Origin of the sequence: Pseudoxanthomonas sp. LjRoot143 (assembly GCF_964252945.1) — a bacterium.
Taxonomy (GTDB): domain Bacteria; phylum Pseudomonadota; class Gammaproteobacteria; order Xanthomonadales; family Xanthomonadaceae; genus Pseudoxanthomonas_A.
Genome location: NZ_CAXUPM020000001.1, coordinates 3,720,987 through 3,745,990 on the forward strand (window position 1 = coordinate 3,720,987; position 25,004 = coordinate 3,745,990).

The following is a 25,004-nucleotide window of genomic DNA, read 5'->3' on the forward strand; positions in this document are numbered from 1 at the left end:
CGATCCCGCGTGATGCAGGATCGCGGCGCGTGCATCCCGTCAGGCGACGGCGCCGTGGACGCGCTGCACGGCATCCCACGAACGCGCCAGCGTCGTCACCAGCCCGTCCACCTCCTGCAGCGAATGCAGCGCCGAGAGCGTCACCCGCAGTCGCGCCTTGCCATCGGGCACGGTCGGCGGACGGATCGCCGGCACGAGGTAGCCGGCGCTGTCGAGCGCGGCGGACAGCGCCAGCGCGTTGCCGTCGCTGCCGCACAGCACCGGCTGGATCGGCGAATCGGACGCCATCAGTTGCAGGCCCGCCCGCTGCGCGCCACTGCGGAAGCGGTCCACCAGCGACTGCAGCTTCTCGCGGCGCCATTGGTCGCGGCGTGCGTGTTTCACCGCGACGCGCGTCGCCGCGGCGAGCGCCGGCGGCATCGCGGTGGTGTAGATGTAAGGCCGTGCCGTTTCAGCCAGGTGCTGGATCAGCGTTTCCTCGCCGACCACGACCGCGCCATAGCCGCCCAACGCCTTGCCCAGGGTGACCAGCTGCAACGGCACGTCCGCGACGCCCATGCGGGCTTCCGCCACGCTGCCGCGGCCTTCGGGCCCCCGTACGCCGACGCCGTGCGCATCGTCGACGAAGAACAGCGCCTGCTGCATGCGGGCGACCAGGCTCAGCGACCGGAGCGGCGCGCTGTCGCCATCCATGCTGAAGACCCCGTCGGTGACCAGCATCGCCGCACCCTCGGGCTGCAGCTTCAGCTGGCGCAGCGCGCCTTCGGGGTCGAGATGCGGATAACGACGCAGCTTCGCGCCGGCCAGCCGGGTGGCGTCGAGCAGACTGGCGTGGTTGAGGCGGTCCTGTACGCAGACATCGCCGTCCTCCAGCAGCGCCTGCTGCACGGCGAGGTTGGCGAGGAAGCCGCTGCCGAACAGCAGCGCGCGCGGATAGCCCAGCCAGTCGGCGATGTCGCGTTCCAGCGCCTCGTGCGCGGCGTGGTGGCCGCTGACCAGGTGCGAAGCGCCGGCGCCGGCACCTTCGCGGGCGGCGGCGTCCTGCAGTGCGTTGGTCACTTCGAACTGCTGCGCGAGGCCCAGGTAATCGTTGCTGCTGAACTCGGTCAGCCAGCGGCCGTTGACCTCGACCCGGACGCCATCACGCCGCGTCACCGTGCGGCGCGTGCGCTGACGACCCAGTGCGATGCGCTGCTGGCGCTGGGCGAGGATGCGATCGTGCAGGTCGGTGCGGGTCATCGGCGTGGCCTGGCGAAGAGGGGCGCCGGGGCGCGTGGCGGGCGGCCACCGACGACGACACGCCGGCCGCGTCGCCGCGCCAGCGTCCTCCGTCCGGTACTGCCCCCTGTTGCCCCGACTACGCCGCCCGGCCGCAGGACGGCTCGGAACGGGTGATGTCGGCGTGCACCGTACCGCTGCCCGGGGCATCGGTTCTGTGATGGTCATGCACGTTTTCCACCTGCACTGCCATCGGTCGCAGCCCGAGGCGGGCGAACAGGGCCTGGTCGCGCTCGGTGTCCGGGTTGCCGGTGGTCAGCAGCTTCTCGCCGTAGAAGATCGAGTTGGCGCCGGCCAGGAAGCACAACGCCTGCAGTTCGTCGCTCATCGCCTCGCGGCCGGCGGACAGGCGCACCATCGATGCCGGCATGACGATGCGGGCGACGGCGATCGTGCGGACGAATTCGAACGGATCGAGCTCGGTCGTGCCATGCAACGGCGTGCCGGCCACCTGCACCAGCCGGTTGATCGGTACCGAATCCGGATGCGACGGCAGGTTGGCCAGCGCCTGCAGCAGGCCGGCGCGCTGGTCGCGCGATTCGCCCATGCCGACGATGCCGCCGCAGCAGGTCTTCATGCCGGCGTCGCGCACGTGTTCCAGCGTGTCCAGGCGATCCTGGTACTGGCGCGTGTGGATGATGTCGCCGTAGAAGTCCGGCGCGGTGTCGAGGTTGTGGTTGTAGTAGTCCAGCCCGGCATCCTTCAGCGCGTGCGCCTGTTCGCCGCTCAGCATGCCGAGCGTGGCGCAGGTCTCCAGGCCCAGCGCCTTCACGCCGCGGATCATTTCGGCAACCTTCGGGATATCGCGGTCCTTCGGCGACCGCCAGGCCGCGCCCATGCAGAAGCGCGATGCGCCCGCCGCCTTCGCCTGCGCCGCCTTCGCGAGCACCTCGTCGGCGCCCATCAACTTCTGTGCCGACACCCCGGTGTCGTAGCGCTGCGCCTGCGGGCAGTAGGCGCAATCCTCCGGGCAACCGCCGGTCTTCACCGACAGCAGGGTGGAGACCTGGACTTCGGCCGGGTCGAAGTGGGCGCGGTGCACCGTCGAGGCCCGATGCAGCAGCTCGGGGAACGGCAAGTCGAACAGGGCGAGCAGCTCGTCGCGCTGCCAGTCATGGCGCAGGACCGGCGCAGCCGAAGAAATGTGAGCGGACATCGCGACCTCAGGGGAATACAGTCGGGGAAGTCTGGAAACCGGGCCCCGCCCTGTCAACCGCATGGATGCACCGAAAGTTGACGGCTGGTGGCAGCACGCCACCCGCCTGCTGCTCGCTCCGAGGTGCCTGATCTGCCGCGAACGCGGCCACAATGGCGCCGATATGTGCGCATCATGCACGAAACAGCTGCCTTGGAACCTGACGAGCTGCCTGCGCTGCGGCCTGCCGATGGCCACGAACGGCGAATGCGGTGATTGCCTGCAGCGCCCTCCCGCGCTCACGCAGACGCGGGCGGTGTTCGTCTACGGGTTCCCGCTGGACCGGCTGGTGCCGCGCTTCAAGTTCCATCACGACCTGGCGGCCGGGCGATTGATGGCGGAGCTGATGGCCGGACCGCTGGCGTCGGCACCGCGACCGGACGCGATTGTGCCCGTGGCCCTGCATCCGCATCGGATACGCCAGCGTGGGTATGACCAGGCGCTGGAGTTGGCACGCCCCCTCGCCGCCGCGCTCGCCCTGCCCTTGCGGCCCGACCTGCTGCATCGTGTCCGTGCGACCGCACCGCAATCCGAGCTCGATGCCGGTCAGCGCCAGCGCAATGTCGCCCGCGCCTTCAGGGTCGTGCCGCACGCCGCGCTACCCGGCCATGTCGCCCTGGTCGATGACGTGATGACCACCGGAGCAACCCTGCAGGCAGCGGCCCGCGCCCTGCTCGGCGCGGGTGTCAGGCGCGTGGATGCGTGGGTGTGCGCCCGTGTGCCGTGATCGCACGCGACCACATCTTCAGGGCGTGAGGCCGGTGGCGGTAACGCGGCATTGCAGCGTCAGCACGATCTGGCCGCCCGCGGGCAGCACCGGAATCGTCACGCCCGCCCCCGTCAGGCTGGCGACCGGCACGGTGGCTCCCGGGCAGCTCGCACCGCCGGACGCTGCGCACACCGCCGTGCCGACGGGATCCGTGCAGTTGAGGCCAGCACCCGGGGTATCACGGATGACCGTGCCATTGGCGGCACTGGGGCCGGGATTGCTGGCGGTCACCGTGTAGGTCACCACGCCACCGGAGAGCGCCGTCGCGGGGCTGGCCGCCTTGGTGATCGACAGGTCGGTCCTCGGGATCCGCACGTTGCGGAAGACGCAGCTCAGCTGGTCGCCCGCGGCCGGGGTGAACACGAACGAGGCGCCATTGCCGGTGGGCGCCGATCCGCCACTGCGATCATTGGTGCAGGCATAGGTCGTGGTGTAGTCAGCCAGGTTCGCGCCACCCGCCCCGGCTTCGGAGAAGGTGTAGCTGGTGCCTGCCGTCGCCGGGCTGACGATCGCCACCTGCGTCGGCGCGGTGGTTGCACCGGTTGTCGTCACCGACGCGCCGGCGCCCGCACCGGCGCCTGCAATGGCAAGCGCGAACTGGTCTGCGGCCTGCAGACGGCCATCGGGCAGCTCCTTGCGCAGCCGCAGGATCGGACGCGCGGTGTTGGTGATCGCACACACGATCTGGTCGTTGGCGGCCGGCGTGACGTTCCACGTCGGCGATGCTCCGGCCGGCGTGAACGCCACGCCATTGCGCGTGCAGGCGATCGCCGCCGTGTACGCACCCGCGAGCGTCGATGTACTGCCGGGCGCCATGGTGTCGCGCAGGTAGTAGGTCGTGCCGGTGGTCACCGCCAACGCACCCGTGCTGGCCAGCTGCCCGGTGCCGGTGCCGGCGGTGGTGGCTTCGCGCACCGTGCCGGCCGTCGACGTCGTGCCGATCTGCACGGTGAACTGGTCGCTCGCATCGGCGCGTGGCGCGCCCAGCACCTTGTTCAGCGTGATGGTGGTGCCGTTGCCGGTGATCGAGCCGTTGCAACCGGTCGCGCTGGCCGCCGCGGCGGGGTCGCGGAATGCCGTCGACGGAATGATGGCCGACGTGCCGCTGCCCGGCAGCGTCCAGCGCAGGCGCGCATGGTTGATGCCGCCATGGTTGAGCCAGTACATGCGCACCAGTGCGCAGCTGTTTGCATTGGCGGCCGTGAAGGTGCCGAGACTGACGTAGGTGTCCTCGTTGGCGGTCCAGTCGTTGACCGTGCCCACCGGGATGTCGTACGAGGCCGTCCGGTAGGCCGTGTTGGCGTAGTCGCTGGAGAAGCCGAGTTCAACGTTGTCGTCGTGCGCGATGCTGACGGTGTAGGTGCCCGCCTGCGGGAACTGGATCAGCGCGTACGACACGCGCCCCATCGCCTGCAGGTTGCAGGAGGCGACGCTGGTAGCGGCGGAATCCAGGTTGCAGAGGTTGTTGGCGGCGGCCCGGTAGTTGATGTCCGTCGCGGTGCCGGTGCGCACGGCATTGGCCGGGTTGGCGGCGATGGCACGCAACGCATTCAGGCGAGCCGCACCGGTGCCGGTGTTGTTGGCGAACGTCGGCGCGCCCGCCGGGCCGGTGTAGACAGTGCCGACACGGTCGTTGCCGCGGTAGTCCTCCCATCGCACGGTTTGCGCCGCGGCGTTGCCCAGGCATGCCGCCAACAGCGCGCCGACCATCCAGCGCCCACACCTCACAGAAAGGAACCCTTCGATTCCCGTGCCCCTGTCTTGTTTTGCCATGTCGTGCGCTACGTGCTGTCACATCGAACAAGTGTGAACCGTATCACGCTATTCGCGCCTTGTTGGCTACGCGCTACGCCGTTCGGCGGGCCAGATCCAACGCCAGTCCGACGAAGATCACCGCACCTACCCAATTGTTGTGCAGGAAGGCCCGGAAGCACGCCTCACGCTCCCGATGACGCGCCATCCAGAACTGTGAGATGACGAGCAACGAGGCGATACCCACGCTTGCCCAGTAGCAGATGCCCAGCCCCGCCTGCCGTCCGACCAGATACAACGCAACGAACACCAGGGCATACAGGACCCCCTGGATGGCCAGGTCGAGATCGCCGAACAGGATGGCGGTGGATTTGGATCCGGCACGCAGATCGTCCTCCCGGTCCACCATCGCGTACCAGGTGTCGTACGCAGTGGCCCACAGGATGTTGGCGGCGTACAGCACCCATGCGACGGCCGGCACTTCGCCCTGCACGGACGCGAACGCCATCGGGATACCCCAGCCGAATGCCAGACCCAGGTACACCTGGGGCAGATAGGTGTAGCGCTTGAGATAGGGATAGCTTGCGGCGAGGAACAGTCCGATGACGCTCAGCCAGACGGTGAGCCGGTTCAATGTCAGCACCAGCGCGAATGCGACCAGCATCAACACCGCGAACACGGCCAGCGCTTCGCGTCCCGAGACCGCGCCGGTCGCCAGCGGGCGCCCTCGCGTGCGTTCCACTTGCGGATCCAGCCAGCGGTCCGCGTAGTCGTTGATCACGCACCCCGCCGATCGCGTCAGCCACACGCCCGCGGTGAACACGAACAGCGTCCACCACGGCGGCATGCCGCCAGCAGCCAGCCACAACGCCCACCACGTCGGCCACAGCAGCAGCAGCACGCCGATCGGGCGGTCGCCGCGCACCAGTTTCCAGTATTGGCCCAGGCGCTCGCGCCAACGCGGACCTCCGGCCTCTTCGTAACGCTCGTATCCCATGCGCAAAAGGGTAACAGGCCGGCTCGCGCGTCTGGATTCCGCATCGCACGGACGGAACTGGGCCATCGCACCGGTTTGCGGCTAGAATGCCGGTCCCGTGCGCCCGTAGCTCAGCCGGATAGAGTAGTGGCTTCCGAAGCCGCTGCTCATAGGCCAAAATCGGGAACCGCGGTGTCACCGGGCTACTACTCAAAAGTGGCTGGCCCGAAGCAAAAAGTCCTTTAAAAACGCGCCTGTAGCTCAGCCGGATAGAGTAGTGGCTTCCGAAGCCATTGGTCGGGGGTTCGAATCCCTCCAGGCGCGCCAATCCCCCTGTGACGAAATTGGGACTGTGCATTCGCGTTAGATTTTGGCCATATGGTCAAAACTCGTAGGAATTCGGCATAGTTTTGGCCGATCTGCAGTTGAGGGCAGCACTAAAGCCCTGATCGAACTAGCTTTTTTCCTGTTCGCCCGTCCACATTCAAGCCCCTCCCCATCGCCGCCCCGGCGATGACCGCAGACGATGCCGAGGCAGGCACACTTGAAGGCGTGTGTCGGGGTATGACGCGTTTATCTCGCTCGTCATACCTTTGGGACACAGGTGCAAGGAAAACACCCAAAAGAGCGTTGCAGACTAAAGTTCTGATTCGTGAGGTTCTTCTTGCTTCCTTGCTCGGCAAGAAATGCGACGGCCATCGAGCCGGTGGGGGCTTACCGTCACCCTCAGGAACCCCGTTCTTCGTCAGATTTGGTGCTGAGACCCAAGCACGGTCCAGCCCCGCTCTTCAAGGCTCCACCAATGTTGCCACGCCTCGTTTTCCGTGAACACAAGTTGGTCCGCGTGCACCTCTATGGGCGTCATCGGCCCCAGGACCGTTGGCGGGTTGGAGTTGCCGACACGAAGCAGGACGTGGAGGTGCTCGCCGGTGTGGTCAGCAATCATTCGATACAGCGTTAGGTTTGGTTTGCTCATAATTTAAATCCTTTTGGTTAGCGTCGAAGCCGAGCGGGATCGACTTACTATTTGTCATAGTTCAAGTAGAAAGTGACAAAACCCTTGTGGCACAAGGGTCTTCGTTTGAAAAATAGGCGGCGGTCGGAACAGATCAGGTAATCCCGGTATCCTTCCCTCAACAGGGGATGACACCACCATGCGCCAACGGATCACTAGCCTAGGCTTCCTGGCCTTGCTTGCGGGATGCAATTCGCCAACACCGCCCTCGCCGCTCGTTGACACACCGCACGCCGCCCCGGTTCAACTGGAGCCCGTTCCCGAGCCGGAGCCCGTTCCGGCGGAAGAGCCATCCCCCATTTCTCATGAGCCGAAGGTCCACATCGATGACCCGGCGATGGTCGCTCGGCTGCATAAACTGGCGGAAGAACGCGAAGCGTTGGGCACGAAAGTGTTCCAAGCCGGCGTTGCGATCGACGGGTTCATGCATGCCGGCACGGCATTCAACGAAATTCACGTCCCCGAGCATCAGTGCTGGGTGTTGGGACAAATGCTGGGCAAGGCAGGCATCGTGAAGCCTGTTGAGTGTCTTAGCCCAACGGCCACATACGCTTCATCTGCCGACGAACGGCCAACCTCTCCCTCGCTCAAGCCTAGAGCGCGCATCCGCTCCAGCCTCCCGTAGGCAAGTCTCTGGTTCGCATCGGTGCACGTCACATAGCGACGCGATTGTTGCGTCATTACTGGCAGGGAGACTCGACAGTTTCGGCCTTAAGGACCCACAACTAGGAACTAGCACGCACAATAGAGTCAGGCGATCATCGTCATTGCCATCGATGGCGGGTACTTATCGCCGCAATTAGTTACCGAAAAGTAACTATCCAACCTGCCGTTGACTCGCCGTGCGGGATGGCTCTGGACTGCTCGGACGGGGGCGCAGGCCATCTGAGCTCGATAGTCACCAGTTCACTAGATGCGGCCATACGTTCTGGCTGGGCGCGTTCCATGCACGTTGAGCATGACTCAGCCATCGACGGATTGGGCGCTAATCGATCTTGAACTCGCCCCGAAAAGAATGACCCCGGACGTTAGATCGCCTAGTCCGAATGGCCGAGAAATATCCTAGCGCTCGGTCAGATGAAGCTCTCGCGGCTTGCACGAGGCGCCGTGAACGATAGAAAGCGAATCACGGCATAGTTGCACCAGGGTGCACCGCGTCAGGGTATGTCACCAGCAAATGGAGCATCCAGATCGGTTGCACTTGCGAGGCACGAGCGTGCCGGGTTGACCAGAGATCCTCCCTCCAGGTCACGGGAGAGACGACCACCGTTGTTTCGCACCGCTTGTCCTTGGTAACTGCCAACCTCAATCGATCAGCCCATTCGGTGAGTTCAGTTTGGATGACGTAGCCCATTAGCGCGGCCAGACTTGCATCAGTGAAGGGTTCCTCTTCACGCAGGAATCTACCCAACCCAGGGTCTCCAAGATATTTCTTATCGATATCACTCTTCGAGAACAGCGGCTTGGCTTCGATGACGAATTCAGGACCTCCGGAAACTCTAGCTTCGTACTGGAGATCTACACGCTTTTGCTTGGAGCCGGCCAGCTTCCTGGACCGCTTCGGTCGTTCGCACCGGAAGTTGACCTCGCGGAATTCATGACCAGCAGGCAGCGCTTTGAGATAGTCGTCTACGTGATCCGCCAGTTCGTAGGTCACCGCGTTTTCGTGTGGGTGAGCCCGCACCGGCTTGGAGGTGCCCCCTTTCTTCGGTTTACCAACCTTTCGCAGTGCTCCGTCCTTCTTACAAAACTCTGCCCAGCCACTGGCCATCTTGGACTCGGCATGAGCAATGCTTTCCAACGCACATTGGACGATCAACTTCATGTACCTAAGTTTCGCCTTGTCATAGCCTGCCAGTTGAATCAGACCGTCCAGATCGTGCGAGCCGCTGCCCGCCGTCATGCGGCATCTTCCATGAGTGCCTGAATGATAGTCGCGCCATCCGTATACGCACTCTCGACGGTCCAGCGAAATTTCTCGGCAGGCTTCCTAATCTCAAGGAACGTTTGAGACGGGTTGTACCGTAGCTGCATGCTTCGACTTAAATCCGCGATATCGGCTGAGCCGGAAAGCGGGTCACCGGCCTTCGTGCCGGCAGACAAGCTGATGGCAACGCGATAGGGCGACAAGCGGTCTTCCTGCTCTACTACCCTGACCTCAGGCTGCCCGTCACTAACAGGACGAAGTGCCGCCTCCAACGCCTTCTTGTATGCCAACAGATCCTCTTCCGTCGGGCGGCGAGAGAAGCTTGTCGGTACTTGTCCGTCCTCGAAACCGTTTCGGAACAACCCGTATTCGTTTACCGCATCTGCCAGAGCACCGCTGAGACCGAAGCGCTCCATCAAGTGAGCGCTTGCTACCCAGGCATCCTCATCAAGCACCATATCAATGAGGGGATCGTCCAGATCCTGGAATGGAACTGGGATATCGAGAAGGTCATTCTTCTCCAAGCGCGTCCGATCTAGCATCCACAGTCGTCCAGTGATTGCTATCAGGTACCGGGCCAATCCCGATTCCAGATACCGGCCCAACCCCATGAGCACGCGCCGATGAGCCTGGCGCTCGCTGTCGGTCAAAGGCAGCGCACTGAAGAAGACGGCATTGACGGAAGAATTGAACGCCAAAGGCGCACTGGCGTAGGCAAGATCTCGCATGCTGCGCGGGATCAGCAGTACGTTGCCCGAGAAACGTCGGTGAAATTCATTATGGGCTCTGTGCTCCCAGTCGCAGGCCAGCCCGACGGGGCGATCACCTCGAACCAACTCACCTTGCACATTGATAGCAATGGACTCAACCCCATCGCGCTTGCGGAAGTCATTGCCCTTGAATTTGTCTGCACCACATATGTCTTCGGACTTCAGTCCAGTCTGAGCGGGAGATCCACCCTTCTTGATCTCCATCCCATGTGCCTTGAGGAAATCGCCTAGCGACAGCACATGACCCAAACCCACACGATCGCTCATGTACTGGCGAATATGACGATCAACAGGCCGAAGCATGATGGCCTCGAACCAACGTTCACCTCCCTCGGCAAGTAGCCGCTGCTGGAAATGCTGTACCTGTGATGCGTCGTAGCCAATCATCCACGGACCGGATGATTCGACAGGCCCTGGCAGGTGCGCTCGAGTTGGCGAGAATACCCACGTCTGTGAAGATGCCGTGGGCGCCTTATTGCGCACTAGAAGCACGCTCGCAGCCTGTCGGGCGTGGGCAAAAAGCACGTATCTCAGGTGCGTAAGATTGACTACACCGATGACGTCCATCGTGTTCGCCAAGTGCAGCGGAAAACGCTTGGCGCTGGGACTGACTAGAGATTTTGTCGGCACCACCTGGGCTGCAATGCCGTCCTTCCGGAGGTATTTGTCCAGAACCAACCACACCGCATGTTCGGCGGCTTCTTCCCCATCCACTTTCATGCCCGCTTCAGTTGTCAGCTCCTGCGAGCTGGTTACATCTTCCAGGCTTTGCCAAGGCGGATTGCCGAGCGCGATATCGTAGCGAGCATCTTCGCTGGCTGGCGGATCGATCGCGAAGAAATCACCGCAAAGAATGTTGGCCTTGTTCAGCGGTGGGAATAGGGGCTGTGCGGCCTCGCCGTATAGGCAGCTGCGTATATCGGTAGGATCGACATAGTCAAGCATCGTCAAATAGAGAGAGAATGCCGTTACAGCATGTGCAGAAGGGTTCTTCTCGATTGCGAAGATTGAGCGCAGGAGGATGTCGCGCAACTGTGCGGCAGGCAAGATATTGAGTCCACTTTCTTGCAGACTCGCCTCGATCATTCGCCGATAGGCACCCACGACGAAGACACCCGAACCTGCGGTGCAATCGATCACCCGCTTCCCGGCAACAATCCCAATCACGTCCTCTACCCTATCGAGAACGAAATCTGCCAGATAGGGCGGCGTGTAGAAGACGCCATCCTGCCTTTTCGACGAGGGATCTTCTGACTCCAGGAACTGTTCGTAGATAGCAGAGAGAGTCTCTGTCTGCAGGCTAGACAGATCGAAATCCAGGAAGCGAAGTTGAACACTTCCCTCCTTCAACTCGTCACCCAGCTTGATGCAGTCGCGCAGCAACTGAACATCCGTATCTGAAAACTGTGCACGCTCGGATTCTGACAACGGAAAGATGGTGCCGTTGAGAAGCTCATCGAGCGCGTCGAACACCCTCCACACCAGGCTAGCACTTAGGCCGCCACCCCGATCGGTGAACGCGGTCTGCGCCTGGAATTGACCCAGCCAACGCTCGTCGACAAGTGACCGATCGTGAAGAATATAGAAGTATAGGAAACGGCCGATGAGCGCATTTGCTGACCGAGCACTGGCACCACTTTGTCTGGACAGTCGTTTGCTCAATGCTTCCAAGGTGGACAGCAGCCGCTGATCCACGCGATCACCAGGATTAATGGCGTAGTCCCGCCACGCTATCGATGAGAGCAGGCGGCGTGCGCTGAAGCGATCAAGTACGGACGTCACAAGCGCATCGGAATCGGACTCCAGCAGTGACGCGTCGATTCGGGTTACAGATCGCTCCCAGTTGTCATGGGAGAAGCCGTAGCCTTCACTGATGAAAACGTGCTCGGGCGTGCAGATGATCAGCAGGGGCACCAAGCCCTGGCTCCATACCCGTCGATGCACGAGCGTGCGTGCCGCTTCAGCATCAGGTGCTGAGGCTACGTAAAGGAGCGGGACAAAACGGCGGCCACGTGGAGAAGTTGCCACTTGCCATGTGCCGAAAGCGCCCTGAACCCCCATGGCGCTGCGAGCGCGGCGCAGGGCCCCCACGGGACCTGTCACACGGTCAAACTCGTCAGCAGCCACCCAGCCTTGTGAGTCGATGTATCCCAGGCGCTGCAAGATGGTCGCTAGAAGCGTCATGTACCGCTCCCTCCGCGCTGCTGGTCAACTCTCCGGGCCGGTAGCGCATGGACATTGGCCGATGAAGCTTCGGGGTACAGGGCGAACCGGCGCAGAACTGCAGAAAAGTCCACTCCACGATCGGCAGCGTCGCCCATCAGCACGGCCGCCATCGCGTAACTCCGCGGCACCTGGCCCCGCCGCGCATAGTTGGAAACCGATGTCGGGGTTACCCCCATATAGCCGGCAAACGCGTTGACCGTTAGACCGGCCTTGCCCAAGTGGCGGCGGAACTCGGCATAGTCCATGGGCACCCCCGCCGGATGAGAATATCTCATGATATTATGAGGTTTGCCCATGGTGAACAAGCTCTACGGAGCCAGATCATGCCCGGCGTGCGTCACCCCAGATGAGATCGGTCCTTATGGAGGCGTCCACCGATGAGCGCCCCGTCCGTCGGCAGCCAGGATGTGGCCGCGGATCTGGCACAACCGCCTCGTCGTCAAATCGCCTCCCCGGCTAAGCGGGTGTCGAGAGAGGGCGGGCCATCTGGCGTTGGCCATAGTCCACGCGCGTGTCGCCTGCTGAAAAGGTCGCGCAGCCTCCTACCGTCAAGGCCAACAGCGCAATGCCACCTCTGATCCGATCCATGCGCGCCCCCTCTGCCGTGAGTGACTTCAACCCCTGAATGTGTCGCCACCATCGCGCGCACTGTCCTTATCTCGGCACCACGGGGGACGACGGCAGTGGCGGCCATCTAAATGTATGTAGTCTCCGAACGGCCGCCGTTCCGCCTGTAATCTGGCCGCAGAACCTGCATACCCTGGGTAAGCAGAGTTACGCGGCAGTCACAGCCGGTCTCGACGTCAGTGCAACTAACTCGTTCCAAGCGCGGTCAAGTTCGATCGACATTGCACCGATATGGATGCGCAAGGCGCGCGCGTCAGTTTGATCTGGCTGTGTGTGGCACCGGCTCCGCCGTCGGGCACGCGCCGAGGACGCTGGTGTCGGCAACCCTTGCTTGATGCGAGCCTAATTCTTTACAACATCTTGTCCCCAGCAATCACTGAGGACCTTTTCCAGTCGTCGCAGCGCTGCAGCCAACCGGGGGCAGGTGTACTTGAAGGATCGCACCGGATAGGAGCGTCCTGGCTTGACGATGTCTTCAAACGCCTCAGCCAGTTCAACCAACCTGTGCTGCTGGGAGGGCTCGATGCGCACTTCCAGTACCTGGTGAGGCGCGCCTTGGTAGGTGGCTGCATAGCGCTTAACCCAAGCAAGTATCTGAGGGCTTTCGGGAATGTTGTTTGCGAAGCGCAGCTTGATTGCAGGCGCGTCGGTGGTATCGACGAAGACCGAACAGAACCATCCGTATAGCTGACCATCGGCCGCAAAATCGGTGGGACGCCGTCCGTCGACGGCAAACAGATCGCTGGACGAGAGCTTCCGATAACGTTTGTCGGCAAAGCCGTACTCATCAAACAATCGTTGCTTCAACGCGCTCATGGTCAGTTCTCGTACTCTGTGAATATGGGTTGAGATGCGCCTAGCGGCCGCCAAGATTCCGCTGCCGCACATCTGTTCCGGATGCAATTCATTCTCGGGGGTGATGTCCTTCCGCTACGACGCAGTGATCGATGGCCCTTGCACTGATCCACTCCCGGTTGTCCATCAGACTATCGTGGACAGCATCGGGAAATCGACGATTTCGCATCATGGTGTAGATGTCCTTACGACGGTCCGGATTGAGCGCATATTTGCTGGCGCTTCTGCTGGTCTTACGCGTAAGGATTTCGGCCCTCAGCAGAATTGAGATCACAAGCCCCAATCGGCCCGCATGATCTTCATCAAAGCCGCGGCCCTTGGGCAGATCATCGGACCACATATAGCCTTTCGCATTGCCTGCCCACATGTGGTTGGCATCGAGCTTGTGCATCAGCATCAGAGCCACCGCCACGTCACGCGGCACGGTAGGCTCGCCGTTTTCAAAGCTGGTTAGCGCGCGGCCAATGGCCTGGCTGAGCTGAGTAAGGTCGCCCACTTCTTCAACGAAGATCGGCACCCGCAGACTGATGCGCTTCTGGATTGCGGTGAGCGCGTTGTGCTGGACGGGTTTAAGAAGCAGGACCGGCCCGTTGCTTTGCAGCACACGCGAAGCAAAGCTTTCCGCATCCAGCGAGCTATCGCCGGCGTAGGTCGTCACGTGCATCTGCCACGCTGCCGCGTTCCATGTCGGCTGGGCACGCCATTGATCCACCAACGAGGCTGGGTCTCCGTCATACCGGCTTATTGGACATCCCAGGTAGAGAACCTTGCGCATGCGTGCCGTCCCTGCCGCGCGTTCTTAGCGCTTTAGGCTACTGAGGGCCGACAGCACCAAACCCACGGGGATGGGAATCTCAAGCAATTGAGCCAGCGGCATCTGAGCCAACGCTGCCATGATGACCTGACGGGCCTCTGCCTCATTCGCAGCCCCCCCAGGCGCAATGGGACTTACCAGAGGCGTAGCCGGCGACTGTTGTTGGAAAGCCCATGCCGGCGGCAGCGCGTTGTCGCGAAGCCAGTTCTGGACGTGCGCCGATACCCGTCTGGATCGAAACGCATTCCAGGCACGGGTAATACCCGGGTCCATCTCTCGCAATCTGGCCGTAAAGGCATGCGGGGTCCAGCTATCTTCCTGCAGAAAGGCGGCCAAGCCTTCCGAGTTGCCGGGAGTTTGCTCGGCAAGGAACTCGATCGCCCATTGGCGCTGTAGCTCGGGCCCAAGCGGAGTAATTTCTACCCACTCGTCGGCGGGATTGGGCGCGAGTGCGAGTCCGGCTCGAATCAAACCTGTCGTTCGATTGATAAAGCGCCGGCCTTGGGGTGCCGAAAAAGTGAAGGCTTCCCACATTGCGCGATGCAGCGGGTTATACGTTTCAGCCTGTGGAGCAACGGCTGAAACAGTACCGACCCGATCAACGGCCAGCGCCCCTTTGTCCGTTTGCGTCAAGACGACACGGCCCTTCGCCTGCAAGTCATCCAGCACTTCACGCAGGGCTTTCTTTCCAAAGGTCTTGAAACCTACCTCTGGCTCGGCTCTCAACAACAACCCGCCCAGAACAGCGGCTGTCAGGGGCGCGTCAGGCCTTTTGTGGGTTTCGATCAATTGAACCGTCAGGTCCAAGTAGCGGGCGTAATCCATCTCACTGTCTCCCAGGCAAAAGAAGAGACCCCTTAGGCACTGCCTAAGGGGTGGTAACTTCATTTCTTGCTTTGCAGGGATCTGAGAGGACCCGGCACGATGTGCGCTCATCTGGAGTCTGCGTAACAGTCGCCTGCATGCGACTCGCGATCCAGAGCTGGGGTCTCAAGAACCGTCAGGGGCCTGCTGCTTGGTGGGTTCTCCACCTTCACCCCCTGGATCTGACGACCCAGACAGCAGCTGCAGGTACTTTCGGCTTCGCCAGAATGCCATGCGTGTCCCCTTCGGTCAAACCCGCCCGTTCATGTTCCGGCAAACCGCTCTTAGACTGTCTGGGGCGCAAGTAGCCACTGCCGCGCACCCACCCATGCTGGATTAAGACCAGGGCCGCGCACTGCGCGGCCCTGGTTGCTTAACCAGAGGCCTAACTACTTACAAGGCCTGTACAGCGAACATGGTTGTGTCGCGATGCTCAGGGCGCGACATCGTGAGCGTTTCAGCCCCGCCTTCCGAAGCAAAGCCCGCCATAGCCGAGATCAGGCCTGAAAGCTGCCGGATGTCCGGGCTTGGGTCGCCATGCACGACAGGTATGTCATGCCGCCATTGCTCACCCCAGCCGACATCGTCCGAGAAATGCCCGTCCCAAGGCATTTCCCTGTGCTCCCAACGCTGCAGTAGCGGCGCCAGACCGCCTCCCGTCATTGCCGGCGGATCAACCAGCGCCGGCTGACCGGTGCCACCGGTGATTGCCCGCCTTCCCCCTGTATCGGCTGCGACAAGCGGGATTTCCTGAATGACGGCGACCCGTTGGATACCAACTTGGCTGTCCGTGCGTGCAGGCAGGCTTTGCGTGGCGCGGCCATGCCCTGGGACAAGCATGGCGTCGGCCGAACCGCCCCCCTCAGCGACCAGTACAGATGCGTTGCCGGAAGATACGGCAGAAAAGCCTTGCGGCAGCGACGTAAGCAACCCCGGGATTTGCGATGCGGGGATGGCATACCCACTTCCCGGCTGCACATAACTGATGGCTTGGCCACCGCCGAGGAAGTGCCCCAACACCCGGACCTGGGACGCCGCACTTGCATCGACCCGGATCAGCAAATCATCGCCGTCTTGGTGGAAGGACAGTCGCTCACGCGCGATGCCGTTGAAGAACACCCAATCGGTACCCCCGCCGACATTGTCGATCGTGTCGCTCCCCGAACCGGCGGAGTAGTAATAATCGTCATCGCCCGCGCCACCAATCAGCATGTCAGCGCCATCCTCACCCACCAGCGTGTCGTTGCCATTGCCGCCGATCAGGATGTCGTTACCTGAGCCATTGAAGGAGCCATTGCCTCCGGAGAGGTAGTCATCCCCGTCACCACCCTCGAACTTGTCGTCACCGCCAAAGCCAAACAGAGTGTCGTTGCCCCCCAGCCCACGGATCAGGTCGCGGCCGGAGGTTCCAAGCAACTGCTCGCCCGACCCCGTACCGGTGACCACATTGGAGTAGTCATCGTCGTTGCCTTCATTGCCACCGCCTCCCGGATTGCCTCCAGCATCCTCAGCCAAGGCATTGATCGCGGCAGTATTAAGCAAACTGCCCGACGCCGGCTGGACGAAGTCGATGGCATAGTCGCCCCCCAGGAAGTGATTAGTGACCCGAACCGTAGCACTGGCATTGCCATCGACGGTGATCAGCAGGTCATCGCCCTCTCGAGCGAAGGCCAGATCGTCGGCCAGGATGCCATTGTTGAAGAAGACGCCATCGTAGCCGCCACCGGTATTGTCGATGGTGTCCTGGCCTCCGCCGTAGACATAGCTGTCGTTGCCGCCTCCGCCGATCAGGGCATTGGTGCCGTCTTGGCCAGCAAGGGTATCGGCCCCCGCCCCGCCTTCCAGGCGATCATTTCCAGAGCCAGTGGCGCTGCCATTGCCGCCGGCCAGGTAGTCATCACCGTCTCCGCCCTGCAAGGTGTCGTTGCCGCTCATGCCGAACAGCTGATCGTTGCCACCCAGGCCCTTGATCAGGTCCTTGCCGCTTCCACCCACCAGTTGCTCGGCCGAGGCGGTGCCCTCGATCACCTGATCATACTCACCACCCGTGCCGCCACCGGCGACGATCTGGTTGATCTCTGTAGTGGTCAGGTAGAAGCCGCCGTCGGGCTGGACATAGTCGATCGCCGCGTTGCCTCCCAGGAAATGGTTAAGCACCCGGACGGCCGGCGCCGCGCCCGCGTCGACAAAGATCAGCAGATCATCGCCATCGCGGGAGAAGGTAAGGCGCTCCCGGGTGATGCCGCCGGTGAAGAACACCCCGTCAAAGCCACCATCACTGTTATCGATGACGTCGCTGCCCGAGCTTTCGTCGAAGACATACTTGTCATCGCCTGTTCCACCGTAGAGGGTGTCGTCTCCCCCGCCCGCCACCAGCGTGTCATTCCCTCCGCCGCCATCGATCACGTTGGCATCGCTATTGCCGGCAATATAGTTGTCCAGCGAGTTTCCCATGCCGTCGATGGCACCGCCTTCCATCAAGAACAGGTTCTCGATGTTGGCCGACAAGGTATACGACGCAGTCGTCTGGACTTGGTCAGTGCCTGCACCGGCAGCCTCGACAACCACATCGCTGGTGTCATCGGTAATGTAGACATCGTTGCCCGCACCGCCTTCGAGGAGGTCCACGCCCGAACCGCCATCCAGGTAGTCATTCCCGATGCCGCCCAGCAGAGTGTCGGTTCCATCACCACCGAACAGAGCGTCATTACCATCCAAACCATGCAGGACGTCATCACCATCCCAGCCACCGAGGGTATTGTCCTCGGCATTGCCCGTAATGGTGTTACCCAGCCCGTTGCCATTGCCAGTTGTGATGCCTGCGCCCAGGATCAGGTTCTCAACGTTGCTTTCCAGAACCAGATTGGTCTCGAACACGCGCTCTACGGTGTCAATGCCCTCGCCTGCGTACTCGTGGACGCTGTCATCCGCAGATACAGCGACGTAGTAGTCATCGCCTGCGCCACCAGAAAGGGTATCCGCACCATCGCCGCCTTCAATTAGGTTACTACCCTCGTTACCTTGGATGACGTTGTCGCCGTCATTGCCCGTAGCATCGAGATTGGCGCTTCCCAGTAGAGTCAGGTTTTCCAGCGTCGAGCCGAGCGTGTAGCTAATGCTCGACTCCACCGTATCGACACCTTCATCGACGTTCTCGACGATCACGTCACTTGTCGAGTCAATGACGTAGATGTCGTTACCGAAACCGCCTATCAGGGTGTCGGCGCCTGCCCCACCGTCCAGTCGGTTATCGTTGCTGTTACCCGTCAACACATTGGCTTCAGTATTGCCAATACCCTCGTAGGCCGAACTGTTTTCAACGAGCGTCAAGCTTTCGAGATTGGACGAGAGCGTGTAGCTATAGGCAGTAGACTCTACTGTGTCGACGCCCTCGGATACGTGCTCAACGATGACATCGCCGGTCTCGTCGACTCGATACACATCATTGCCCGTCCCGCCGACCAACTGATCGACTCCCGCACCGCCGTCCAAATGATCCTCACCGGCGTCGCCGTGCAACGTGTCATTGCCCTCTCCACCCAACAAAACATCGTTACCGGAGAAACCACGAAGAGTGTTGTCTGCTCCATTGCCGGTAAGAACGTTGTCGAGCGTATTCCCGTTTCCACTGATATCGGCGTCGCCGATCAGTGTCAGGCGCTCAACATTGTTAATCAGCGTGAAGCTCACACTGCTCTGGACGATGTCTACGCCTCCGTTGGCAGACTCGACGACCACATCACCCGCATTATCGACGACATAAACATCGTTCCCAGAACCACCTGTCAGGTGGTCAGCCCCGGCTCCACCGTCGAGCAGGTCATCTCCCTCCGCGCCGACCAGCGTATCGTTGCCGTCCTGTCCGTAGAGCGAGTCATTGCCAGCACCTCCATCCAGATTGTCGTTGCCAGCCCCGCCTCGAACTGTGTCACTTCCTGAGAGGCCCGCAATGGTATTACCCAGTGAGTTGCCTTCGATGACGTCGTCCACCTCAGTTCCGAGCAAGGCAGCGGCATCCACCCCGTCGGCATCCAACGCCCAAGGCGCGCCATCGCCGGTATCAATGACCAAGCCGCGAAGCGCGAGTTGCGATATCTGGTCGAAGAATCCGACCAAGCGAATCCCGTCTGTAGGAGAGCCCAGGAAAGACAGCACCAGCGTCGTGCCGTCGCGACGCAGATAAACTTGCTGGCGAGGAATGCCACTCAGATGAATGGTGCTTGTGCCCTGGGCGTCAGCGATGATGTCTTGCCCATCTCCGGCTGAGAAGTAGTAGTGATCATCACCCTGACCACCCTCAAGCTGGTCGTTTCCAGCGCCGCCCGTCAGGTGATCTGATCCACTCCCTCCGCGAAGAATGTCGTTCTCCGCGCCTCCATGGAGAAGATCATCACCGTTATCGCCATTGAGCGTATCAAGCCCAATGCCACCCAATAGCGTGTCGTTGCCATCACCGCCCCAGAGCACATCGCTGCCGGCCTCACCATGGAGCACATCGTCTCCGGCAAGGCCAAATAGCGTGTCATTCCCTTCGCCGCCCGAGAAGCTGTCATTCGTGCTATAGCCGCGCAACGTATCTGCCCCAGAGGTTGGCAGCAGAACAAGCCCTTTTAGCGTGTCCACATCCCAGACTGTCTGGGATACGTCCTGGAAGCGAATCTCGTCGAGCTGATAGCCAGCCGTGGCGTCCGTCATGAAGAAATTGAGTACGGTGATCTTGTCTTCGCTGCCCACAAACGTGAGCACCAGACTGTCATCAACCCGGCGTGCCACCACATTCCCCGGGCTGATGCCAGCACCAAGCACAAGCACATCTACGCGGCCGTCACCGCCGTCATAGTTGTTGATCGTGTCCTGTCCATCTCCGACATTGAAGATGTAGGTATCGGATCCGGCGCCACCGTCGAGGAAGTCGTTACCAAGCCCACCACGCAAGACATCATCTCCACCGTCGCCCCGAAGCGAGTCAGCACCAGCGCCCCCTTCAAGAGCGTCGTGACCCGCGCCTGCGAAGATAACGTCGTCCCCTTCATCGCCTTGGAGTAGGTCATTTCCATCATAGCCATGCAACGTGTCGTTGCCTTCGCCTCCCGTGATCGTGTCATTCGTCGCATAGCCTTGAATGACATCGTTTCCGGATGTGGGCGCCAGAGCCATCTGCCGAACGGCGGTTACATCCCAGATGGTGCCGCCGTCGAACCGGATTTCATCCAGCCGCCAGGCGCCAGCCGCATCATTGTAGAAATAGTTGCTGACGGTCACCCGGTCATCGGTTCCGGCGAATGTCAGCACCAAGCTGTCGCCTGTTCGCCGGACAAGCACGTTTGTCGGCAGTATCCCGGGACCAAATCTCAGCGAGTCAGTCCGACCCGCACCGGCGTCATGGTTATTGATTACATCCTGACCGTCGCCAGCATTGAAGATGTAGATATCAGACCCTGCCCCACCTGCGAGGTTATCGTTACCTAGACCACCTTCCAGCGTGTCATCTCCCGCATTGCCCCGGATGAGGTCGTTGCCCCCGAGGCCAACCAACGTGTCGCTCCCGGCATACCCGTGAAGTTCGTCCGCATCCGCGGTGGCAACCTGCACCAACGGCATGACTGTCGCCACGGTCCAGACAACACCGCTGGCGAAGCGGATTTCGTCCAGCTGATAGCCTGCGGCAGCATCGCCAGCAAAGTAGTTCGTGACAGTAATGCGATCGGTACCATTGGCAAAAGTAAGGACAAGCGAATCACCCTGCCTCCTCGCCGTCACATCAGCGGGAACGATACCGGCACCCAACTGGATAGCATCCACGCGCCCCACGCTGGTGTCATGGTTGTCGATCACGTCCTGGCCGTCGCCTGCGCTGAAGTGATACACATCAGACCCGGCACCGCCAGTGAGCGTATCGTTTCCTAGACCTCCTTCAAGAACGTCATTCCCACCGTGGCCGTTGAGGATGTCATCCCCCGAGAGCCCGCCGAGCGTGTCATTGGTCTCGTAGCCATGGAGCTCATCCGATCCTTCAGTGGCGACCTGCACCCTCAGCTTGACTTCCTCCACGTCCCACGAGATTCCACCGACAAAGCGAATCTCATCGACCTGGAACCCACCAGCGCCGTCTCGTAGGAAATAGTTGTTGACCGTTATTTGGTCGGTCCCATTGGCGAACATCAGTACCAGCGAGTTCCCACGTCGGAACGCTTGAACGTCCTCGGGCGCGATACCCACCCCCAACTGGAGAACATCAAAGCTGCCTGCGCTACCGTCATAACCATCAATGACGTCTTGGCCGTCACCCAGGTTGAATATGTAGGTATCGGATCCTTCGCCACCGGATAGGGTGTCGTTGCCAGTCCCGCCCTGGAGGACGTCATTGCCTCCGTATCCAAACAGGCTATCGTTACCAGAAAGCCCCGTGAGAACGTCAGCAGTGGCGTAGCCATAGAGGTTGTCGTCTCCCAGTGTTGGGATCACGACCATCGGCTTCAGCGTGTCAACGGTCCACACCGTGCCGTCGGCAAACCTTATCTGGTCGAGCTGGTATCCTCCCGCGCCGTCCGCAGCAAAATAGTTAGACACCGTGATCTGATCTGAACTGCCAGTCACGCTGATGATGAGGCTGTCTCCCAGGCGCCGGACCGTCACACCCGCGGGCGCAATACCCTCGCCCAGAACGAGCACATCAAACCTACCGGCGCTTCGATCAAAGTTGTTGATCGTGTCCCAACCATCTCCCAGGTAATAGAAGTAGGTATCCGAGCCTTCTCCACCTGTCAGGCTATCGTTCTCAGTGCCGCCGGCGAGCTGATCATCTCCGGCCCCGCCACTTAGCCAGTCGTAGCCGGCACCACCCGACAGAATGTCTCTGCCCTCCTGTCCATAGAGGGTGTCGCCACCGTCGTTGCCAACTAGCAGGTCGCCGCCGGCACCGCCCCACAGGGTGTTTCCATCTCCGCTCCCCCATAGAACGTCGTTCCCTGCGGTACCACTTTGACCATGCTGGGCCAGCGTGATGCCCGCCGCCGCGAGTGCCGCCAGCCCGCTCTGCGTAGCAGAGGCCTCTGTGATCCAGGTTCGAAGCAGCCCCTGGCCATCCCAATCAGCCCTAGCCAGAATGCTGCCGCCGTAACGATAGAGATCGACAAGATCCTTCAGCGCCTCGGCAAGATTGTCCTGTCGCTTGCTTTCCAATAGCGCATGGAAACTGGAGAGATCGATATGGAGATCATTTCCCACAAAGTTGGTGTCTATGCTTTCGATGTAGGCGCTGAGCCTCGTACCCAAGACAAGCCTGGCGTAGACAGACTCGAGCAGCTCCTCATATGAACTGCTCAACGCTGCGATCTGCTCGTCACGCAGCTCAATGCTCATGACTTGCTCGTTACCGCCGCCAGGCGGCGCCACCGTTGTCCACGTAAAGGTGTTTCCACCCGTAGATACGCGATCATTCTGGTAAGTAATCAGACTGGAGCCATTGAACCTCTCCAGGATCGCGATAATCGGTGCCAAGTGCGCATGTTGCTGCTGCTTCCAAGCCTCCACCGCGGCCTGACCCTGCGCAACCACAGACGCGGGAACATCGCCATGAAACAAGATCGTTCGCGGCACCGAGCCTGACGACTCAAGAACCTGCTCACTGCTCTGCATCGTGGAAGTCCCAGCCCACAACGAGATTACGAGGTCCAGCTCGCCCCTCATTTCGTCTCGCGTCGTGCCAGGAGCGAAGCCCTGCAGCGTGCTTAGCAGGCTTGAAGACAGGCTCGCGGCTTCGACCAGGTCCCGCACTGCGCCACTCCCCCTGAGCCGTGGAAGCGATCTGGCTTCGGCTTCGACTTCAACCGGATCCAGGGAGCCGGTGAAGTCACGAAAGTAGTGATCCATCGCCAGTAGAAGATCGCCTGCCAAGCCCACGCTGCCATCCGAGCGTGTATAGGTGCCTCGGTTATCGACTACGTTTCCGTTGCCTAGGTCAAGGTCTGCAGTCGTACTCGGAGTCAACTGAATTGAAGCAACGCCGAGTTGATTAAGCGTGAACAGCTCATTGGCCTGGCTCACGCCGTCCTGATTCAGGTCGCGCCAGACGCGAACGTTGTTGTACTGACTATCTTGCGCATCGAAAACCCCATCATCATTGGCGTCAAGATCAGCCAGCGCAGCGAATCCAGAGGTCGCCGTGCTTCCATCTGAAAGTACGGTGTCCGCCCCGAAAAGCTCCCTGCCGCTGTCGATCAAGCCATTGCCATTTCGATCGAGCACCAGTATTCCATCATCGGACGATATCCATCCCGTACCACTACGAACGCCATCGCCATCGTGATCGAAGAGCACGGCTCCCGAAGCCGGTACGGTCTCAATACCATCGCCGTCCAGGTCAAGAACTAGCGGGTCGCGACGCGGGATGAAATTCTTCGCCTCGTCAAACATATCCTTGATGGCGTCGTATACATCCTCAACCGCATCCTTCACCGAGTCGACGAAGTCCTTGAGCTTCTCTAAGGCCGCCTTCTTCGCTTCGTCGAGGAAGTCGAGCACCGCATCAGTAGCAAATTCGACGATATCCTCGAGCATCCCCCAACCCTGCTCAACGAATTCGACAATGGTGTCATAGACAGCTTCAGCGATCGCTTGTGATGCCTCTATGAACCCTATGTCATCAAAGACATCAGAGGGAACAATTCTGGCCTCGTCCATTCCGAGCGCTTGTGGCCAGTCGTACTCGCCACTGGTTATCGTTCCAACCGACTGAGTAATAACACCATCAACTGCCGTGGCAGCTGGAAGCCCGAAGAACTCGACTGAATCGCGATAACTACGTTCAATCTGAGACGTGTCTGGCCAGCTCGGGGTGTTCTCCAAGATCATCAAATAGTTGTTCAAGTGCCTCAAGGCTACCTGATCAAAATACTGGTCGTACGCTGTCGGCCCTGCGATATTTCCCCAGTGCTGACGCACCATCTCATTCATGAACTGACCGTAGAAATCGGATGACTCACCAGTAACATTGGCAGCATCGTCAGCGTAGGTGTCCCCCCACTCGGCCAGCAGCTCCCAAGCATCGGCATAGCGACCCTGTTGGTGAAGCAACCTCAGCGTATCCAACTGTCCTTGATTCAGATTGTGCGCCGCCATGACTCCATCTCCTGGATGTCTTTTGAAGGGTTTGATTAATCGGCTTTGAACTGGTCGATACGCTGGTTTACATCACGATCGATGTCGTCCCATGCAGCCAAATGGGACGATGAAAACGAGTAGCTTATCTGTAGACCATCGGAACGAACTTTTGTCACATCGCATGCAGGCGATGGCGCCTCCACGCGATCGCACCTCAACATGAAGTATTCACTACCACGCTCCTTGATATAGACATCGGAGCCCTTGGCCTTATCTGAGCCGCCGTAGTTATCCCAATAGTGGCTTAAGCCCTCGAGTGCGCTGGGCATTGATTGCAGGCGCCCTGCACCTTTCATGCGCCGAAGATACTCTTCCATTGGATACACCTTCACATCTGGACTCACAAGCAGATGAACCTTGTTTCCGTATCCGAGGCGCTCAAACTCACCTTTGTTGGACTCGTCATAAGGCATGAAACCTGGAACTAGACCTGTTATAGAAATAGCGCCGGCCTCGGAGAAATCGTCCTTTGGGTTAGGCCACCTCTTCTTTCTTTTCAGGAAGTCGGTGTAGTGGTAGCCCAACGGAACTTCATATTTCTTCCCACCCAGGATGTACCTAACCGGCTCACTGAGTTCGCCTTCGCTATGCATATAGCCCTCGCATGCTGATACAGAAATAGCAAGAATGGCGACCAACAATCGCCAGTTACTCGTAGCTTTTTTTATCCTTCCGCTCACTCGTGGGTCCTGCCTTTGTTAGCACTGCGCGATTGAATTACCGATACGCCCGTCGCTAGCCGCCAGCTCTCGGAATCTGAAGAAGATGAGTTGT

15 protein-coding genes and 1 tRNA gene are annotated in these 25,004 nt (G+C 60.7%); 3 read left to right on the top strand and 13 right to left on the bottom strand.

Annotated elements, in window-relative coordinates; genetic code table 11:
* Positions 1-39: 39 nt before the first annotated feature.
* Both bioF and bioB read right to left on the bottom strand, forming a co-directional pair.
* Positions 40-1,239, bottom strand: coding sequence for an 8-amino-7-oxononanoate synthase (gene bioF, locus ACSQ1W_RS17990; protein WP_436045150.1), 1,200 nt, complete (start codon positions 1,237-1,239; stop codon positions 40-42).
* 118 nt (positions 1,240-1,357) lie between these two features.
* Positions 1,358-2,434 (bottom strand): biotin synthase BioB, encoded by a 1,077-nt coding sequence (bioB, locus tag ACSQ1W_RS17995; RefSeq protein WP_436045152.1) that lies wholly within the window; start codon positions 2,432-2,434, stop codon positions 1,358-1,360.
* Positions 2,435-2,495: 61 nt separating this feature from the next.
* Here bioB and ACSQ1W_RS18000 point away from each other — a divergent pair, with 61 nt between their 5' ends.
* Complete coding sequence (locus ACSQ1W_RS18000) at positions 2,496-3,200, top strand: ComF family protein (RefSeq protein ID WP_436045154.1); 705 nt, start codon at positions 2,496-2,498, stop codon at positions 3,198-3,200.
* An 18-nt stretch (positions 3,201-3,218) separates the two neighbouring features.
* On the opposite strand, the gene ACSQ1W_RS18005 is transcribed toward ACSQ1W_RS18000, so the two are convergent.
* Positions 3,219-4,952 (bottom strand): hypothetical protein, encoded by a 1,734-nt coding sequence (locus ACSQ1W_RS18005; protein WP_436045155.1) that lies wholly within the window; start codon positions 4,950-4,952, stop codon positions 3,219-3,221.
* Positions 4,953-5,088: 136 nt separating this feature from the next.
* Positions 5,089-5,991, bottom strand: a complete 903-nt coding sequence (gene ubiA, locus ACSQ1W_RS18010; protein WP_436045156.1) for a 4-hydroxybenzoate octaprenyltransferase — start codon at positions 5,989-5,991, stop codon at positions 5,089-5,091.
* 229 nt (positions 5,992-6,220) lie between these two features.
* Here ubiA and ACSQ1W_RS18015 point away from each other — a divergent pair.
* Positions 6,221-6,297 (top strand) — tRNA-Arg (locus tag ACSQ1W_RS18015).
* A 418-nt stretch (positions 6,298-6,715) separates the two neighbouring features.
* Here ACSQ1W_RS18015 and ACSQ1W_RS18020 read toward each other — a convergent pair.
* Positions 6,716-6,946, bottom strand: a complete 231-nt coding sequence (locus tag ACSQ1W_RS18020; protein WP_436045158.1) for a hypothetical protein — start codon at positions 6,944-6,946, stop codon at positions 6,716-6,718.
* 178 nt (positions 6,947-7,124) lie between these two features.
* Here ACSQ1W_RS18020 and ACSQ1W_RS18025 point away from each other — a divergent pair, with 178 nt between their 5' ends.
* Positions 7,125-7,610, top strand: coding sequence for a hypothetical protein (locus tag ACSQ1W_RS18025; protein ID WP_436045159.1), 486 nt, complete (start codon positions 7,125-7,127; stop codon positions 7,608-7,610).
* Between the two features lie 501 nt (positions 7,611-8,111).
* Here ACSQ1W_RS18025 and ACSQ1W_RS18030 read toward each other — a convergent pair.
* The 8 genes from ACSQ1W_RS18030 to ACSQ1W_RS18065 all read right to left on the bottom strand — a co-directional run bounded on the left by ACSQ1W_RS18030 (position 8,112) and on the right by ACSQ1W_RS18065 (position 24,910).
* Positions 8,112-8,888 carry a hypothetical protein gene (locus tag ACSQ1W_RS18030; protein WP_436045161.1) on the bottom strand — a complete coding sequence of 259 codons (777 nt, stop codon included), beginning with the start codon at positions 8,886-8,888 and terminating at the stop codon, positions 8,112-8,114.
* Entirely contained in the window at positions 8,885-11,866 is a 2,982-nt protein-coding gene (locus tag ACSQ1W_RS18035) for an HsdM family class I SAM-dependent methyltransferase (RefSeq protein ID WP_436045162.1), read from the bottom strand. Before ACSQ1W_RS18035 ends, ACSQ1W_RS18030 begins: the two co-directional genes overlap by 4 nt.
* Positions 11,863-12,153 (bottom strand): hypothetical protein, encoded by a 291-nt coding sequence (locus ACSQ1W_RS18040; protein ID WP_436045163.1) that lies wholly within the window; start codon positions 12,151-12,153, stop codon positions 11,863-11,865. The genes ACSQ1W_RS18035 and ACSQ1W_RS18040 overlap by 4 nt, the downstream gene beginning before the upstream one ends.
* A 724-nt stretch (positions 12,154-12,877) precedes the next feature.
* The gene (locus tag ACSQ1W_RS18045; RefSeq protein ID WP_436045164.1) at positions 12,878-13,351 is read right to left on the bottom strand and encodes a hypothetical protein; all 474 of its coding nucleotides are present in this window, start codon (positions 13,349-13,351) and stop codon (positions 12,878-12,880) included.
* Between the two features lie 88 nt (positions 13,352-13,439).
* Positions 13,440-14,165, bottom strand: a complete 726-nt coding sequence (locus ACSQ1W_RS18050; protein ID WP_436045165.1) for a hypothetical protein — start codon at positions 14,163-14,165, stop codon at positions 13,440-13,442.
* A gap of 24 nt (positions 14,166-14,189) precedes the next feature.
* Positions 14,190-15,029, bottom strand: a complete 840-nt coding sequence (locus ACSQ1W_RS18055; RefSeq protein WP_436045166.1) for a hypothetical protein — start codon at positions 15,027-15,029, stop codon at positions 14,190-14,192.
* 432 nt (positions 15,030-15,461) lie between these two features.
* A complete protein-coding gene (locus ACSQ1W_RS18060; protein ID WP_436045167.1) occupies positions 15,462-24,188 on the bottom strand; it encodes a calcium-binding protein in 8,727 nt (2,908 codons plus the stop codon).
* Between the two features lie 35 nt (positions 24,189-24,223).
* Positions 24,224-24,910: a hypothetical protein gene (locus ACSQ1W_RS18065; RefSeq protein ID WP_436045168.1), complete on the bottom strand. Its 687-nt coding sequence runs from the start codon at positions 24,908-24,910 to the stop codon at positions 24,224-24,226.
* Positions 24,911-25,004 lie beyond the last annotated feature (94 nt).